15 protein-coding genes are annotated in these 17,738 nt (G+C 39.0%); 6 read left to right on the top strand and 9 right to left on the bottom strand.

The window, feature by feature from the left end:
• Positions 1-392 precede the first annotated feature (392 nt).
• On the top strand, positions 393-827 hold the full coding sequence (slyA, locus tag M998_RS02500) for a transcriptional regulator SlyA (protein ID WP_068443207.1): 435 nt from the start codon (positions 393-395) through the stop codon (positions 825-827).
• A gap of 513 nt (positions 828-1,340) precedes the next feature.
• On the opposite strand, the gene M998_RS02495 is transcribed toward slyA, so the two are convergent.
• Positions 1,341-1,808, bottom strand: a complete 468-nt coding sequence (locus M998_RS02495; protein ID WP_068443211.1) for an outer membrane lipoprotein — start codon at positions 1,806-1,808, stop codon at positions 1,341-1,343.
• Between the two features lie 534 nt (positions 1,809-2,342).
• Here M998_RS02495 and anmK point away from each other — a divergent pair.
• The 4 genes from anmK to pdxY all read left to right on the top strand — a co-directional run bounded on the left by anmK (position 2,343) and on the right by pdxY (position 6,615).
• A complete protein-coding gene (anmK, locus tag M998_RS02490; RefSeq protein ID WP_068907368.1) occupies positions 2,343-3,482 on the top strand; it encodes an anhydro-N-acetylmuramic acid kinase in 1,140 nt (379 codons plus the stop codon).
• 1 nt (position 3,483) lies between these two features.
• The gene (gene pdxH, locus M998_RS02485) at positions 3,484-4,137 is read left to right on the top strand and encodes a pyridoxamine 5'-phosphate oxidase (RefSeq protein WP_068443214.1); all 654 of its coding nucleotides are present in this window, start codon (positions 3,484-3,486) and stop codon (positions 4,135-4,137) included.
• A gap of 231 nt (positions 4,138-4,368) precedes the next feature.
• The gene (gene tyrS / locus M998_RS02480; RefSeq protein ID WP_068443217.1) at positions 4,369-5,643 is read left to right on the top strand and encodes a tyrosine--tRNA ligase; all 1,275 of its coding nucleotides are present in this window, start codon (positions 4,369-4,371) and stop codon (positions 5,641-5,643) included.
• A 108-nt stretch (positions 5,644-5,751) separates the two neighbouring features.
• Complete coding sequence (gene pdxY / locus M998_RS02475; protein WP_068907366.1) at positions 5,752-6,615, top strand: pyridoxal kinase PdxY; 864 nt, start codon at positions 5,752-5,754, stop codon at positions 6,613-6,615.
• Between the two features lie 72 nt (positions 6,616-6,687).
• On the opposite strand, the gene gstA is transcribed toward pdxY, so the two are convergent.
• The gene (gene gstA, locus M998_RS02470) at positions 6,688-7,293 is read right to left on the bottom strand and encodes a glutathione transferase GstA (RefSeq protein ID WP_068443222.1); all 606 of its coding nucleotides are present in this window, start codon (positions 7,291-7,293) and stop codon (positions 6,688-6,690) included.
• Between the two features lie 284 nt (positions 7,294-7,577).
• Between gstA and M998_RS02465 the strand changes: the two genes are divergently transcribed.
• Positions 7,578-8,444, top strand: a complete 867-nt coding sequence (locus M998_RS02465) for a DUF817 domain-containing protein (RefSeq protein ID WP_068907365.1) — start codon at positions 7,578-7,580, stop codon at positions 8,442-8,444.
• Positions 8,445-8,517: 73 nt separating this feature from the next.
• Here M998_RS02465 and M998_RS02460 read toward each other — a convergent pair whose 3' ends face one another.
• From M998_RS02460 to sapA, 7 genes are all read right to left on the bottom strand, one after another.
• Positions 8,518-10,413, bottom strand: coding sequence for an ATP-dependent helicase (locus M998_RS02460; protein WP_068907363.1), 1,896 nt, complete (start codon positions 10,411-10,413; stop codon positions 8,518-8,520).
• Positions 10,410-12,239, bottom strand: a complete 1,830-nt coding sequence (locus tag M998_RS02455) for an ATP-dependent nuclease (RefSeq protein WP_068907361.1) — start codon at positions 12,237-12,239, stop codon at positions 10,410-10,412. Before M998_RS02455 ends, M998_RS02460 begins: the two co-directional genes overlap by 4 nt.
• A gap of 67 nt (positions 12,240-12,306) precedes the next feature.
• Positions 12,307-13,110, bottom strand: a complete 804-nt coding sequence (gene sapF / locus M998_RS02450; protein WP_068443228.1) for a putrescine export ABC transporter ATP-binding protein SapF — start codon at positions 13,108-13,110, stop codon at positions 12,307-12,309.
• Entirely contained in the window at positions 13,110-14,105 is a 996-nt protein-coding gene (sapD, locus tag M998_RS02445; protein WP_068443230.1) for a putrescine export ABC transporter ATP-binding protein SapD, read from the bottom strand. The genes sapF and sapD overlap by 1 nt, the downstream gene beginning before the upstream one ends.
• The gene (sapC, locus tag M998_RS02440) at positions 14,105-14,995 is read right to left on the bottom strand and encodes a putrescine export ABC transporter permease SapC (protein ID WP_068443233.1); all 891 of its coding nucleotides are present in this window, start codon (positions 14,993-14,995) and stop codon (positions 14,105-14,107) included. The genes sapD and sapC overlap by 1 nt, the downstream gene beginning before the upstream one ends.
• Positions 14,982-15,947 carry a putrescine export ABC transporter permease SapB gene (sapB, locus tag M998_RS02435; RefSeq protein WP_068907359.1) on the bottom strand — a complete coding sequence of 322 codons (966 nt, stop codon included), beginning with the start codon at positions 15,945-15,947 and terminating at the stop codon, positions 14,982-14,984. The genes sapC and sapB overlap by 14 nt, the downstream gene beginning before the upstream one ends.
• Positions 15,944-17,629 carry an ABC transporter substrate-binding protein SapA gene (sapA, locus tag M998_RS02430; RefSeq protein WP_068443240.1) on the bottom strand — a complete coding sequence of 562 codons (1,686 nt, stop codon included), beginning with the start codon at positions 17,627-17,629 and terminating at the stop codon, positions 15,944-15,946. Before sapA ends, sapB begins: the two co-directional genes overlap by 4 nt.
• Positions 17,630-17,738 lie beyond the last annotated feature (109 nt).

Below are 17,738 nucleotides of genomic sequence, written 5' to 3'. Positions count from 1 at the left end.
AATTAAAACGACTATAAAGAACATAATTTTAAGAATAACTATATTCTTTTGTTTTTAAAGGAATAATTAGGTGTTGTTTTTTTTATTGTTAGAAGTAATTACTATAAGGGTTAAAATAGATAGATTCGAAAGAAGAGTGAGGCTATTCTTATTAATAAGATAATTGATAGATTATCTTATTAAGTGGAGTTGAGGTTTTCATATAAAAATGGATAAGTCGTAATTAGATGTAAATCAAGTTCTAGATAATCGATAGTAACTATATATAGGTATTTACTAGGTGTAGCATCAATAAAACACTGTAAATATAAAAGGAAATTAATATATAATTTAAAAAATAATATGAGTGAAGTATGTTTTTTAGACAATATAATTATATAAAGGAGGGTAAATTGGAATCACAAATTGGAACTGAACTATCACGAGTGGTTCGTATGTGGAGAGCTTTAATAGATCATCGATTAAAGCCTTTAAAGCTAACACAAACGCATTGGGTAACACTGCATAATATCAGTCAACTACCACCGGAGCAGTCGCAAATACAGCTAGCTAAAGCGATTGGTATCGAGCAACCATCATTAGTAAGAACACTCGATCAGTTAGAAGAGAAAAGGCTTATATCTCGTCATACTTGTGCAAATGACAGACGCGCAAAAAGGATTAAATTAACAGATGAATCAGAGCCATTTATTAAAACAGTTGATCAAGTGATTAATAATACACGGATTGAAATTCTGAGTAATATCAATCAAGATGAATTAAATCAATTATCATTATTGCTTTTAAAATTAGAAAAAAACATTACACGTTTACAAAAGGATTCTTGAAATTGTAATAATTTCACTTGTGAATAAATGATGTGTTTATTGTGAATCAATACAACTATTTCAATTATTATATGTGTTTCATGAAATTATAATTATTACCATGATTTATATTTTTACATTAAGTTATTATTGAGTCTTTTATGGTGCATGGTGTTTAAAGCTTGTAATCAAGTCGTCATATCTGATTGATACAATATTAAATGGCAAAGTTGGAAATAAAATACTAATTTACAGCACAGTGATAAAGAGAATCATATCTTGATAGAGGGAGATATCTCAAGGAGTAACTTTAAGCTGAAATTTTTAGGATGCTGAATATTTTCTCGTTTGTGTACATTGTGACGCAGATAATTTTATTTTTATTGCGAGGAAAAATATTATGCGGTTAATAATACCGTTAATTAATAATAGTTAGTAAATTTAACAATAAGCCATGTTCACCGACAAGGTTGTCGGTGAACATACTTAACAATATTTATATAAGCTTCACAAGGTCAAGCTAGCTTTAGAGGATTAACGTGGCGATACAGTGACGGTATTACCGCTATTAGCAATCATGACACGTTGACCATTACGGAAAGCACTTGGATCTTGTTTTTGTACAACAACAATATTTTTACCGCTATCTAAGCGGATTTCTAGCTGAACACCTTGGCTTTTATTTAGAGCACCTTGTGCTTGTTGGCCCGCTAGACCACCCGCAATTGCACCTGCTGCAGTTGCAAGAGTATTACCAGTACCACCACCAACGGTGTTTCCTAATAAACCACCAAGGACAGCACCACCAATAGCACCGATTACATTACCATCTTCGCCAGCTTGAATAGTGACAGGGCGAGCATTTAGGATCGTACCATAGGTAACGGTCTGTACTTGTTTCGCATCCTTAGCTGAAATAGTATCACCAGAAAGTGTACTAGTATTGACACAGCCTGATAGAGCGGCAACTGCAACAACACCTACAAAAACTTTCTTAAGCATAATAACTCCTATGAGATTTGCTGTCTGTGGCACTAACATAGCATCGTATATTTGTTTTCACCATAAACACAAAATATATCAAAAAATTGTTTTGAAAAGCGATGTTTAGACTACATATTTTGATTTAAATGAAGCGTAAACACTAGGTAAAATATCTCAAAATTAGGACTATTTCATAGTCAAAGGCACGCTTTGTTAAAAATTGGCGCAATAACGTCATTATAAGATAATCAAATCGCATCAATGGTCAAATTTGACTGCGTAATCACACTTATCTCTCAATCATCTATATTAATATTTAGCAGATAATTAGGATGTAATCCATTTTAAATAAAACAATAAAATAATGTATAAAAAAACGACACTTTGTTTTTATATTATCTAATTATTTTAGTGTTTTTATTCTTTATTTATTGAACCTGCGATTCAGGCCGTGAAATTGAATAGATTAGTTGACAAAACAGGCTATCACAGCACAATCTTTTTATCATTTAAATTCACAACGTGTATGGACACTCTAAGGGAACAAGAATAATGATTAAGTCGGGTCGTTACATAGGGGTTATGTCTGGAACCAGTTTAGACGGTGTCGATGTTGTTCTTGCAGCGATCAGCGATAAGTTTGTTGCGGAGCAATCCAGCGTGAGTGTCGCTTTTCCTATTGAATTAAAAAAAAGGATCTTAAATATCTGTCAAGGTCAGGAAACAACCTTGTCCGAATTGGGGAGGATTGATCGGGAGCTTGGCACACTTTATGCCGAAGCGATTAATCAATTATTGAATGAAACAGGGTTATCTGCCGAAGCTATTATTGCCGTTGGTTGCCATGGACAGACAGTTTGGCATGAGCCAGATGGGGAACAACCTTTTACCCTGCAAATCGGTGATAATAATCGGATTGCCGCGCTAACGGGGATAACAACAGTGGGTGATTTTCGACGCAGAGATATGGCTTATGGTGGGCAGGGTGCTCCTTTAGTTCCTGCATTTCATCTTGCTGTGCTTGGCCATCCTACAGAAAAACGCATTGTATTAAATATTGGTGGGATCGCCAATATCACAGCATTACTGCCAGGGGCTTACGTAAAAGGTTATGACACCGGCCCTGGCAATATGCTCATGGATACATGGGTATGGCGGAACAAACAAAAATCTTATGATGAAAGGGGTTTATGGGCGAGCGAGGGCCAAGTCAATACCGCTTTATTAAAAGCAATGCTCAGTGACTCCTATTTCAGGCGTTCAGCACCAAAAAGTACCGGCCGTGAATATTTTAATATGCAATGGCTAGATCAACATTTATTACGCTTTCCTAATGTGTCTGCGCAAGATATTCAAGCAACACTGTGTGAATTAACGGCAGCATCAATCGCAGAACAAGTATTGCTTTGCGGAGGATGTGAACGCTTAATCGTTTGTGGCGGCGGGGCTAAAAATGATTTCTTGATGCAAAGACTCGCGGCTTTATTGCCCGGAATAGAAGTTGCCCCGAGTGATAAATTTGGTCTGAGTGGCGATGATATGGAAGCATTGGCATTTGCATGGCTTGCCGCACGTACGGTGGCGGGTTTATCGGGTAACTTAGCATCAGTTACAGGTGCAAGTCGTGAAACGGTATTAGGTGCTATTTATCCTATTAATATTGACAAAAATAATAGCCTTAAAGGATTTTAAAATGAATGAGATAGATGAAATAGATCTCGCATCCGTGCGTCGTGAATACACGAAAGGTGGTTTAAGACGTAATGATTTAACGCCAAACCCACTTACATTGTTTGAATTATGGCTAAAACAAGCTTGCGAAGCGCGCCTTAGTGACCCGACAGCAATGAGTGTTGCAACCGTTGATGAAACCGGACAACCTTATCAGCGTATAGTGTTATTGAAGCATTTTGATGATGAGGGGCTTGTTTTTTATACTAATATGGGAAGTCGTAAAGCGCAGCATTTAGAAAAAAATAATAAGATCAGTTTGCATTTCCCATGGTATCCCTTGGAACGACAAGTCAATTTTACGGGTGTTGCTGAACGTTTAAGCCCAATCGAGGTTGTTAAATATTTTCATAGCCGTCCTAAAGATAGCCAAATTGCGGCATGGGCTTCACAGCAATCGTCTAAAATTTCTGCAAGAGGAATTTTGGAAGGTAAATTTTTAGAATTGAAACAAAAATTCAAAAATGGTGAAGTGCCATTACCCAGTTTTTGGGGGGGATTTCGCGTGGTGTTCAACAGTGTTGAATTTTGGCAGGGCGGCGCTCATCGCCTACATGATCGCTTTCTATACCAACGTGAAGGTGATAGCTGGAAAATTGATAGATTAGCACCGTAATAAATGGTTTTTTAGCTGGTACTTAATTGATATGGGCTTTATGCTATATAGCTGCCATATTTCGAGTTACATGGCCCTTGTTGTAAGGATAGGGGCAGCGTCTTGAATTATTTCGGGCATGGTGTTGTATAAAAAACTAAAGAATTTGCTTATAAGTTACAGGCATAAGCCAAAAATTTATAGGTAATTGAAATTAAAACAGATAGACAAATTCAACCGATGGAGTCATTGATGTCTAGCAATAACCTGATTAAACAATTGCAAGAGCGGGGCCTCGTTGCCCAGGTAACGGACGAGGATGCGTTAGCAGAAAGACTGGCGCAGAGCCCTGTCTCTCTCTATTGTGGCTTTGATCCTACCGCTGATAGCTTGCACTTGGGACATCTGGTTCCTTTGCTGTGTTTAAAACGATTCCAACTAGCCGGGCACAAGCCTGTGGCGTTGGTCGGTGGCGCAACGGGGCTAATTGGTGATCCGAGCTTCAAAGCTACTGAGCGTAAATTAAATACTGAGGAAACCGTTCAAGAGTGGGTAGATAAAATCCGTAACCAAGTTTCACCTTTCCTAAGCTTTGATTGTGGTGATAATAGCGCGAAGTTAGCGAATAACTACGATTGGTTTGGCAAGATGGACGTGCTAACTTTTTTACGTGATATTGGTAAACATTTCTCTGTTAACCAAATGATTAATAGAGAATCTGTTAAGCAACGTTTAAATCGTGATGATGTGGGAATTTCCTTTACTGAGTTTGCTTATAACCTACTTCAGGGTTATGACTTTGCAAATCTCAATAAAGAACATGGTGTTGAACTCCAAATTGGGGGTTCAGACCAATGGGGAAATATCACTTCAGGTATTGACTTAACGCGTCGTTTAAATCAAAACCAAGTCTTTGGTATGACCGTTCCTTTGATCACAAAAGCCGATGGTACTAAATTCGGGAAAACCGAAGGTGGTGCAGTATGGTTAGATCCTAAGAAAACGAGCCCATACAAATTCTATCAATTCTGGATTAATACGGCCGATGCGGATGTCTATCGTTTCTTGAAATTCTTTACCTTTATGGAATTGAGCGAAATTGATGCCCTTGAAGAAGAAGATAAAAACAGTGGTAAAGCACCACGAGCTCAGTATATTCTTGCCGAGCTTGTCACGAAGCTAGTGCATGGTGAAGAAGGTTTGGCAGCGGCAAGACGTATTACAGATAGCCTGTTCTCAGGTGCGGTGTCAGATTTAACTGAGGCCGACGTTGAGCAACTCGCTCAAGATGGCATGCCTTCAATTACATTAGAAGCAGGTGCTGATCTACAACAAGCACTCGTTGATTCAGAGCTTGCACCATCTCGTGGCCAAGCGAGAACAGCAATTAGTTCAAATGCAGTTGCTGTTAACGGGCAGAAGCAAACCGAACCAATGTATGTTTTTACCGATGCAGACCGTTTATTTGGTCGCTATACATTAGTTCGTCGTGGTAAGAAAAACGACTGCTTAATCAATTGGAAATAGCTCTGACTAACCTTTGTAATATCAGCCCGGAATTTTCCGGGCTATTAATATTAGCAATGGCTAATCACTGATTTCTCTTCATTCGACATACAATTCTCTGGGTTCCCAATGAAAAGCGTACTATCAATTCAATCCCACGTTGTTTTCGGTCATGCAGGAAACAGTGCTGCCGCATTTCCTATGTGCCGTATGGGTGTAGATGTGTGGCCACTCAATACCGTTCAATTTTCAAATCACACACAATATCCTCAGTGGACAGGTACTGTATTTCCTGCACAACATCTGACTGATATTGTCAGTGGCTTAGCTCAGATCCATAAATTAGCGACTTGTGATGCTGTATTAAGCGGTTACATCGGTTCTGCCGAGCAGGGTAAAGATATCTTGGCGATTGTACAACAAGTTAAAGAGGCTAATCCTCAAGCGATTTATTTTTGCGATCCAGTAATGGGTCATCCTGAGAAAGGGTGCATCGTCGCACCGGGTGTTGCTGAATTTTTTTGTAATCAAGCTCTAGCAGTAAGTGATGTCATTGCACCTAATTTATTAGAATTAGAAACATTATCAGGTGAAACGATTAAAACGGTTGAGCAAGCCGTAGATGCCGCACGTGGATTGTGTCAAAAAGGCCCAAAAACAGTTTTAGTTAAACATTTGAGCAGAGCTGGCTATCGAGCAGATCGTTTTGAAATGATTTTGGTAACCGCTGAGCACAGCTGGCATGTAAGTCGCCCACTTGTTGATTTTGGCGAAAAGCAGCCTGTTGGTGTTGGCGATCTAACCAGCGGTTTAATGTTAGTGAACTTGTTAAAAGACGAACCATTAGATAAAGCATTAGAACACGTTGCTGCAGCGGTGTATGAAGTGATGATTAAAACGAAAGAAATGGGTGAGTACGAGCTACAACTTGTTGCAGCACAAGATAAAATGGTGAGCCCCGATCACAAATTTTGTGCGACCCAATTAGATTAACAATCATAAATATACGCATAAATTTAACGCTTAAAAAAGATGGCGCTCAAGATAAGAGCGCCATTTTAAAATTTAGATCAAACCTTCCGCTTCTAGCGCTTCGTGTACTTTAGGTCGTTTTGCTATCTTCGCACTGTAATCGAGAAGATGTGTGAGTTTGCTTAAGTCTACACCCACCAGCTTAGCCCAATTAGTCACGGTAAATAGATACGCATCTGCAACACTAAAGCTATCACCTGCAAAAAACGCTTGTTTTGAAAGAATATCATTCACATAGCTGAATTTTTTTAGCAGTGTGGCTCTAACGGTTTCTTTATACTCGTCGGGTGTACCGGGGGTAAATAGTGGGCCGAAATTCTTATGTAGCTCAGTTGAAATAAAATTTAATGCTTCTAACTGGTGATAACGCTTCATAGAACCCGGTAAGGCGATTAGATTTCTATCCGGTTTTTGGTCAGCAATATATTGAACAATTACTGCACCTTCGGTTAATTGATCGCCATTATCAAGTACTAGAGTAGGAACTTGGCCTTTCGGGTTTATTGCCAAAAAGTCATCACCTTTCTCTGTTTTCTTTTCTTTGAGATTAACTCGCTCAATACTGAAATCTAGTCCAGTTTCGCGCAAAATAATATGGGGAGAAAGAGAGCAAGCACCGGGAGCGTAATACAATTTCATCATAAAACTCCTAAGTTATTTAATGGGGATCATGGATTGAATAAACGAGTACTCTATACAGTATATCACTACTTAAGATTAACAGATTGCCATAGGATGCGGGGTAAATCTATGCAAGATGTCTTTAAGTTAAATTCAAAGTGTTAAGTAAAAAACTTATTATTTTAAGATAGTTACCATTATTCAATGTCATATACTCTCTGCTAAAATTCGTTTCCTAAATCTGCATTAATTACAGTTCCTGCCTGTTATGGCAATAATCAATATAAAGGTGAGTTAATAGAATGGCGAATTTGTGTCAAAAGCTAAATTTTATTGGCAAATTAGACCAGATATTAATGGCGCATAAGCCTAATGATAGTCAGGGATTCAAGCGCTTTATTTTAGAATTTTGGTTTTTCGGACTGATTAATGCGCGCTCTTGCTTGTTTGCCGGGTTCTTTTTTCTCGCTTTATTCTTAGTGCCTGCTAAAGGCATATTCAATATACCGCGTTACGATATCCTGTTGATTTTTGCTGTGGCATTTCAAGCATTATTGGTCTGGTCAAAACTAGAAACATGGGATGAGCTAAAAGCGATTTGCGTATTTCATTTAGTTGGTTTTATGATGGAGTTGTTTAAAACATCAGCTTCGATAGGTTCATGGCAATATCCTGATGAGGCATACACTAAGTTATGGGGGGTGCCACTGTTTACTGGCTTTATGTATGCGGCGGTTGGTAGTTATATTATTCAATCATGGCGTTTCTTTAAGGTACGTATTGAGCATTATCCTCCCTATTGGATGGCGACGCTGGTGGCATTAGCGATTTATATTAATTTCTTTAGTCACCATTATTTAGATGATTACCGATGGTATTTAACGGTATTTATTTTTGGCCTTTATGCTCGCAGTATGGTGTTTTATACACCATTAGATAAAGAGCGGAAGATGCCATTGTTATTTGCATTTATGCTGATCGGCTTCTTTATTTGGCTAGCTGAAAATTTCGGTACGTTTTTTGGTGTTTGGCAGTACCCAAACCAAATTGGTGCATGGTCAATGGTACATGCTGGAAAATGGGGAGCATGGTCGCTATTGGTTATCGTCACATTTACTATTGTTGTGCATTTAAAGCATATTAAAGCCAATGTGACGATTGCACGTTAGTTCTGATGGAAATATTTGAAATTTGATTGCTTAGTAGAGTGAATGACGCTAAGCAATGAATGATATAGTTACATCATGATTCAATCTCGGTGATAAATCGAGATTTTTGTTGATGCTTATTATCACCCCAAGGCATTTTTCGTTGTTTAGGGTAGCTTATAAATAGCCATCGTTTTGCCCTTGTGATTGCAACGAAAGCATTATTTCGCTCCTCCTCAAGTGCAGGATTAGTTTTAGCTCGATAATCAGGAAAAACGCCTTCACACATACCTATCAAAAACACAATATCTTTTTCTAATCCTTTCATTGTATGAACAGTGCTGAGTGTTAATCCGTTGTCATCATTGATAGTACACAATTGCCCTAGGGTTAAAGCATTGCGAAATGCAGATAATGATTCACCTAAATTTTTACGGCTAAATAATGTCCAATATGTACCAAATTCCTTTAGCTCTTCAAGACTTAAATTGACATCTTCGAGTTGTTCATCTGTGAAGGAGGTATTTTGAGACGGGAGATCAGAAAGCATTTGTTCAAATTCAGAAACAAACTTACGAATATTGGGTTTTTCAATGTTTAGCTTATTTATAGACGCTAATAAGTTAGCGATTAAGATCCGATTACTATCACCATAATTTTCTATTTCATTAGCTAATGTTATTAGAACGTTAGCATCCCATGATTGTGGAATAGGTACCTCTAATAGCTGGCAAAGTTTTTTACCATTTACCCAGTCTTTCGGATTTATTTTAAGACGAATAGCATAGTCTAGTACTTTAGCAAATAGGGTAATAGGTTCGACTTGTCGTTCATTTTTTCTGAAGGAAAATGGAATGTTATGTTCAATCAATTTTTCTTCTAATTGACTAAAAATAAAACGGTTACGAGCGATAATGACTATTTTATTTAGGGTTATTTCACCTTCAATATCATTATGATGTGGCGTTTGACAGATTTTTTGTATTCTATTAACAACTGCTAGGGCTTCATCCTGCTCATTTTCGAATCCGTGTATTTCAGCTATACCTTGTAATGCGTATTGGTTAGCTTGTTGTGTGTTTGGACGTAGTTTATTTGCAAAATCAATAACTGCTTTTGAACTACGGTAATTTTCATTTAAGATGAATTTTTTTGGTTCAAAGTCATTGATGAAGGATTTGCAAAAATAATCTGTGGATGAACCATTAAAACCATAAATCATTTGGTTTGGATCGCCTACCATGAGCACACTTTTTATTGATTCACCACAAAAGGCTTTAATAAACTCGTACTGTGCTTTATTAAGGTCTTGAGCTTCGTCGACACAAATATGTTTATAACGTGTACGGTAAATATTCGCAATCCATTCATGAGTCAGTAAGATTTTGTGTGCATAAACAAGAATATCATCATAATCGATGCCACCACTATTGATTAATGATAGCTGATAATCTTCATATAAATGCCAAATTTTGCTATTTGGATTTTGTTGAACTACATCCATTTCTGTTAATAATTGGCGTTTAATTTTTGAAAAGGAGTTCATTACTTCAGAAATTTTTTGCGTGCGGTTTTTTTTCTCAGCTCGATCTTCGATATCAAGGTATTTATCAACATTGAAATTTCGGTCACGTAATGACTGTAAAAAAACCTCCATTCTATCTTGGTCTCGCTCATAAATATGAAGTTCTTCTGGTAGTCCTATGGTATGTCCATAACTTTCTAAAATACGCTGAGCAACGGAATGTATAGTAGCAATCCAAACGCGGTTTTCAATTTGTTCATCGTCAGATAATCGGGCCTGCATTTCTTCAGCGGCTTTATTGGTAAAAGTTAAGGCAATAATCTGATCTTTTTTAGTTTGCTCAACAATATAGCGTATGCGTTCAGTTAGAACGCGAGTTTTACCAGAGCCAGCGGCAGCGAGAACTTGAATTGCAGAGTCTAGTGGAGCATTAACGATCTGTTGTTGGACTTCAGAAAGGTTCACATTAAACTCCTAATTTGAGCGAATAAATCTGTTATTTTAGATGGGTAATTCTCTTTATTTATTTCAATGAAATTAGCCGCTATCGCTTTTGCATATTTAGGTTTAGCAGAATCTAAGATTTCAAGGATTGCTCTTTTCTTACCTTCAACACCATCATAATTTCGTAGTGGATTCTCAAATATATCTTGTTTGCATGTAATACAGGGTGGTTGATTTGTTTTGATGCTTTTTCCTTGAGTATCATGTTTTTTTTGTATCCATTTATTTAAATATTCAGAATTACCATCATTTACATTGATAATAGCTTGTTCAATCAAAGGTTGAAAGCCATCATTAAGTAAGTAACCTTCAAAATCAGTGTTGTCGAGGAGGGTAATATTATTTGCGATATTTATATCCGTGCTGCCATAAACCATTTCGTAACTTTTCTTTAATTGTTTAATAATGTTTGGCTCACCATCACTAAAAATAAATACTGGAATATTTAAATCATGGGCTAGGTATAAAAAAGGTAAATATTTTGCCCCTGAGCCGTGGACAGCAACAAAATTGATTCCTAATGAGAATGGTTGCTTTCCTTCAAAAGAGGTAAATAATTCGGGTAAAACTTGTTCTTCTGTTTCGCCTTCGGACAAAACAATTGCTTTTGAGAATAAAAGTTCACCTCGAGAATGAATGACTTCCCGTTTTATTTTTCTGATTTCTTCAGGATCTAAAGAATCACGTAATTGAAATACCTTAACATCGTTATTAATATTTTTTATTGCTCGTATTTCATGTATTTCCGCTAAACCTGCAATATAAGGTGAATGAGTACTAATAATGACTTGACCTGGTATTTCTTTAAGTTGCTCGTACAGTGTTCTTTGTGCATTAGGATGTAAATGCGCTTCAGGCTCTTCCGCAGCAATGATAGGGAAGAATGTTTCTTCTTCCGCTGCGTGGCTTTGTATTAATAATTCGGTAAACGCTTTGACGGTTAATAGTGATGCCCAACTACGCGTGCCCATTCCATGATATTCCATCGAGAAAGAGTTACTGCTGCTTTCTCCAAAATGAATACTAAAACCTTTAGATAAATCGCGAATCTTCTTAGGAAATGGCGTTAATTCAGTTTTTCCTGAACTATTGAATGAATCATTTAATTTATCTAGGTGAGTTTTTAATTGGCTTAACGGAGGGCTTCTGGAAATTGCTTGTTCATTAACTTCAGAGACTAAGTCTTCTAAGGCGTCAATATCGCCTTCATTATATTTAACATTAGATAGTATTCGCCCGATATATGAGGATTTTTCTTTTAGTTCTGTATGAATATCACGTTGTGCCTCAACAGAAATAAATGGCATAGCATCCAACCGTTTCGTCAGTCGGTTTTTAGCTGAAGGGGAGACCTCAAGCCAGTTAGAAAACTCAGGCCAATCATTTAAATGGTGGCGAACAGTATCATAGCCTCCTTTAATGGTATTTGGTTTTACGGTTGTACGCAATGCAACAAATTGTTTGCCGGTGATTTCGGCTTGAATTTTATCGCCAAATGTTTCTTGCCAAGCCCCAGAGAATTCAGGTGTTCGAGTGCTCTCTTTGATAGAAATAATGCGGACATCAACGGTGATGATTTCTTGTTTTTGTTGATCTGCATTAATATGAAAATCTTCTTCAGATAAATAGCGAGAATAGTCGCCTAATGCAAGTTGCAGTGCTTTAATCACTGATGTTTTACCTGCATTATTTTGACCAAGAAGTACAGTTACTCGTGGTAAGCTGAGTTCTAGATTTGCAATACCGCGAAAGTTACTGATGCGTACCATATCGATTTGAATGCTCATTCCTTTCTCCTATTTAATCCATAAATTTTCATTCAACGTACTGATATTTCATATCAAGCAAACACGCCTATAAATCTTGTCGCCAAGCATCAATGGAGAGGGGTTCGCCAAAGTGACTTTCAATTAATTTGCGAGTCACATCATGAAGAGGTGCGGCGAGCACCTCTGCGGTATTTCCTCGTTCGACAACTTCACCTTTTTCCATCACCAACATTTTATCGCTGATGTGTTTCATCATGCCCAAGTGCTGAGTTACATAGATGAATGCGATATCGTGCTTAGCCTGTAAATCCAACATTAGATTAATGATTTGTGAACGCATTGACATGTCTAATGATGCAAGCGCTTCATCTGCAACAATAATTTCAGGCTGTAATATAAGTGCTCGAGCAAGCGCAACCCGCTGTTTTTGTCCTGAAGCAAGCATATGCGGGTAATATTCAGCATGATCGGGCAGTAAACCGACCTGACGAAGGGTCTGTATAATACGTCTTTCCCGCTCGATTCCGGTTAAATCGGTATTGAGTTTTAAGGGTAATTCAAGTGTCTGTCCAATACGTTGACGAGGATTAAGGGATGTACTGGGATCTTGAAATATCATACGAATGCGCTGGCTACGATAGCCATAATCGCCAAAGTTTAAGCGATGACCACGGATCAAAATTTCCCCTCCACTCGGTTCGACAACGCCTGATAACATACGGGCGAGTGTTGATTTACCTGAACCATTGGCACCAATAATGGCCAGGGTTTGACCTGCTTGTAAATTAAAACTGAGCGGTTTAACTGCTTGCAGTTCATGGCGATGGAATAAACCTTCGCGAAAGCGGAAAGTTTTTGTCAGATTGCGCACTTCAAGCAAGGCCTCCATTATGATTGCTCCTCTGTATTAAGTGGGTAATGACAAGCAACCAGATGGTTTTTAATATTGCGCAGTTGCGGCGCAACAATACAAGTACGCTGGGCATAGGGGCAGCGTGGACCAAGGCGGCACCCGATAGGCAGATGTTCGAGGGATGGAATAGCGCCCGGTAACGTATTGAGTCTACCTTTATGTGGGATAGGGCTTTCGAAATCAGGTATCGAGCGGATCAGCGCTTGGGTATACGGATGACGAGGGCGCTGTAATATATCTGTAGGTGTCGCACTTTCAACCGTTTGGCCACAATAAAGTACGTTAATACGGTCAACTAATTTTGACATCATTTCCATATCATGACTGATCAGCAAGATACTCATATTATTGTTTTGATTCAACTTATCTAACAAGCGAAATATTTGGGCTTGAGTGGTTGATTCCATCGCATTGGTGGGTTCATCGGCAATCAATAAGCGTGGTTGGTTGGCGATGGCAATTGCTATCATCACCTTTTGACATTCGCCATCGGTAAGCTCATAGGGGTAGCTGAGCATGATATCTTTGTGATCTTTAATACCAACACGGTGTAACAGCTCGATAGCACGACGTTTACGCCAATTAAAACGTTGCCACCAGCGACCTTTGAATGTCCAACCTGGAATTGATTGAATCAACTGTTTGCCGATAGCAGCTGAAGGATCAAGACAAGATTGAGGTTCTTGAAAGATCATTGAAATATTATGACCAATAAGCTTACGGCGTTTACGTGGGCTCAGTTTTAACAGGTCAATATCTTGAAAACGAAACCGGTCGGCAGTAACGCGGATATTATCTTTTGTTACACCGCAGATAGCTTTAGCGATCAGGCTTTTACCTGAACCAGACTCACCTACAAGGCCGCGAACCTCACCTTCAGATAATGTCATGGAAACACGGTCAACAGCCTTTACCGGGCCGTTGGCGGTCATAAATTCAATGGTTAAATTGCGGATGTCTAACAGTGGCATTATTCAACCCCCGCATTGATGGCACGATGCAGCCCATCACCTAATAAATTGACGAACAGTACGCTGATCATAATGGCAACACCGGGTAAAATAACCGTCCATGGCGCGACATAGATCAACTCTAAAGTATCGCCTAACATTGCACCCCATTCAGATGAAGGAAGCTGCGCCCCAAGGTCAAGAAAGCCTAAAGCCGCGATATCTAATATGGCAATAGAAAAGGCTCGAGTCAGTTCTGTTACTAGTATTGGCGTAATATTTGGCAGTACGGTATACCATAAAATAAAAACATTTGAGGCGCCATCAAGACGGGCAGCGACGATATATTCTTTATCTAACTCATCATGAACAGCCACATAAATAGTTCTGACCATCCGCGGGATTAAGGCTAAGCAGATTGCAAGCATCGCATTTTCTAAGCTAGCACCCATGAAAGCGACAACAATAATTGCCAGTAGTAATGATGGTATGGAAAGCAACGTATCGAGAACATGGTTAAATATGGCGGATTTTAATCCGCGAGTCATTCCTGCAAGACAACCGAGAACCAAACCAACAACCGTGGCGATAAAGGTTACTAATAGGGCAGAGCCAAATGTAGACTTAGCGCCAATTAATAGTCGGCTAAGAATATCGCGGCCTAAATCATCGGTTCCAAAGAAAAAGGCAACCTCACCATAGTGTGACCATGATGGAGGGGTTAGCTGATACCCTAAAAATTGTTGATCAAGAGCATAAGGTGCAAGGTAAGAGCCTATAAAACACAATACTAATAATAATAAGACACCAAAAAACCCCACCATCGAAAGAATATCAGATGAGAATAGATTCCAGACCACCCGCGTTGGAGATGGCATTTTTTGTTCACGATAAAAATTATCGGAGGACATACCAATCCTTATGTTTTAGCGGGTCCATTATGGCACCTAAAATATCGGACAATACGTTAACCGTAATCACTAAAGCACCAATAAGCATGACACCCGCAGAAATTGCCGAGTAGTCTTCCTGGCGCACCGCTGTTACTAGCCATCGACCAAGACCGGGCCAGTTAAATACTAATTCTGTCACCATAGTTAAGGTCAGCATGGTTGAGAATTGTAAACCAAGCTTAGGAATAATGGGGGGGATCGCATTATGAAAAATATGGCGACGAATAATTTTAAGGCGAGATAATCCTCGCGTTGCAGCGGCTTTTACATAGTTAGCACTGGTAATGTCTTCGGTACTGTTACGAACAAGGCGAATAACTTCGGTAGTGGGGGCTAATGCAAGGGTGAGTACAGGCAGTACCATATGCTCCAACACATTGATAATCATCTCTTTACGATATGGAGAATCTGAAAGCCACGCATCAACTAAGGCAAAACCCGTTACCGATTTTAAATTGTACAGCAAATCAATTCTGCCAGAGACTGGTAACCAACCAAGATGTAATGAGAAAAATAAGGTGAGTACTAAGGCAAGCACAAAAACAGGGATCGAAAATCCAAGTAAAGCAAAAGTGCTAATCGCGATATCAACGGGTTTATTGCGCCAAAATGCGGCGATCATACCGAGGGGAATGCCGACAAACAGTGCAAAAAGGAAAGCTAAAATACACAGTTCCATGGTAGCAGGGAAGGTGTCTTTTAATTGCTCCGTAATGGGCTCACCATTGATACTGGATACGCCAAAATCAAAGTGCAATAGACCATCAAAATAGAACAGGTAAGCATCAATCATGGATGCGCCGCTCAATGGCGCATTCGGTGTGAAGTAACTCAAGCTAAAGCTGACTAAGGATAAAAAGAATACCGTCACCATTAAAAGTAGAAAGCGACGCAACGAATAAATAATCATGGCTGTTGCTCCTGCTTTTTAGGGATAGGGGCGTTAATTTTTTCCATTTCACGATAAACACCGGCAAACGAAGCATTGCCAAAGGCGCTAATAACGAGTCCTTTCATATCATAACGATAAGCTTGTAAACGTAAAGAGTACGCGAGTGGGAGTATCGGTAAATTTTCGCCTAATATCTGTTGTGCCTCATGATAATAATCGATACGTGAGGCAAGCTGCTGTGTGAGTAGTGCTTTATGTAATACCTCATCAAAGTTCGGATCGCACCAATGACTTAGATTAGTTTGGGAACCGATAGCGGCACAACTCAGTAATGGACGAAAAAAACTGTCAGGGTCATTGCTGTCAGTTGCCCAACCGGCTAGCGTCATATCATGGGAACGATCCATTAATTGGTTTTCTTGAAACCGACCTTCAACAGAACGAATATTCATAACAATTCCCACTTGGGCTAAATCAGCTTGGATTAATTCAGCCATTTTAAGTGGACTTGGGTTATAGGACTGGGACGCAATTGGCACCCAGAGATCAAGTTTAAGGTTCTCTAGCCCCATCTCTTGCAGCATTTTTTTAGATAATTCAGGGTTATAGTCAGTAATTTTAGCTTGATTATCATAGGCCCAAGAAGCTCTCGGGAGGATTGATGCAGCTGTTTCTGCTGTTCCGTAATAGATCGATTGCATCAAACGTTCATTATTAATTGCATAAGCAATTGCCTGACGGACTTCCAGTTTATTTAAAGGTGGCTTATTGGTATTAAACGCAAGGTAGGCAATATTCATACCTGAACGCATTGAAATACGTAACCGAGGGTCATCACGTAAAACTTTTAATTGGCTTGCGGCAGGGTAGGCGAGTACATCACATTCCCCTGTTAATAATTTAGAGATCCGGCCTGTACCACCCGCACCCATGTCTACTACAACCTCCTCCATACGGGGTTGTCCTTTCCAGTAATGGTCATTTCGCAGTAAACGAACAAATTGGCCTGCTTGGTAATCATCTAAGTAGAAAGGGCCTGTTCCCACAGGCCGCCAGTCAATCATTTCTTGGCGGTTAATTTGGGAAAGGTGGTCGGCATATTCGGCAGAAAGAACCGGGGCATAATGGGTTGCTAAATGCCATAAAAAAGAGGCGTCCGGGGAATTTAAGCGAAATTCCACCGTGTAGTCATTAATTTTTCGAATGCTTTGAACGCTATCGGCAAATTGTAAGCTATCAAAATAAGGATAGCGGCCACCATTAATATAATGATATGGGTTATTGACTTCAAACATGCGGGCAAAGCTGAAAACCACATCATCTGCATTCATTTTGCGGGTCGAGGTAAACCAAGGCGTATCTTGAAATTTTACGTCTTTTCTGAGGTGTAAGCGGTAGGTTGCACCATTATCCAAAACTTCCCAACGCGATGCCAATTCAGGGACTAATCGATAAGTAAAAGGGTCGACATCAAGTAAACGGTCATAAATTTGAGCACTGAGTGGATCAATAATTAACCCATTACTGACTAACTGTGGATTGAAAGTGGTCACAATACCATTCACGCAGTAGATAAAGCCCTTTTGGCGAATATCTGCCGGGACGTCATTGGCAATAGTGTCTTTGTAACTTATATCCGATTCAAGGGGATAAGCTGATAGAGAAACAGTAAATAAAAACCAAAGAGTAAGTAGGCGCATAGCACTGATATCGTTAACCTGAATTGACTTATTGTAGCGTAAAAATGGTATGGAGGGGTACAAGCAAAAATAAGCGAGATAATTTGTTTGAAATAGCAAAAAAATGGGT

This window comes from Providencia heimbachae ATCC 35613, from assembly GCF_001655055.1.
In the GTDB taxonomy this organism is placed as follows: domain Bacteria; phylum Pseudomonadota; class Gammaproteobacteria; order Enterobacterales; family Enterobacteriaceae; genus Providencia; species Providencia heimbachae.
Note: the sequence above shows the minus strand (reverse complement) of the source record. Positions and strands in the feature narration are given on the sequence as shown.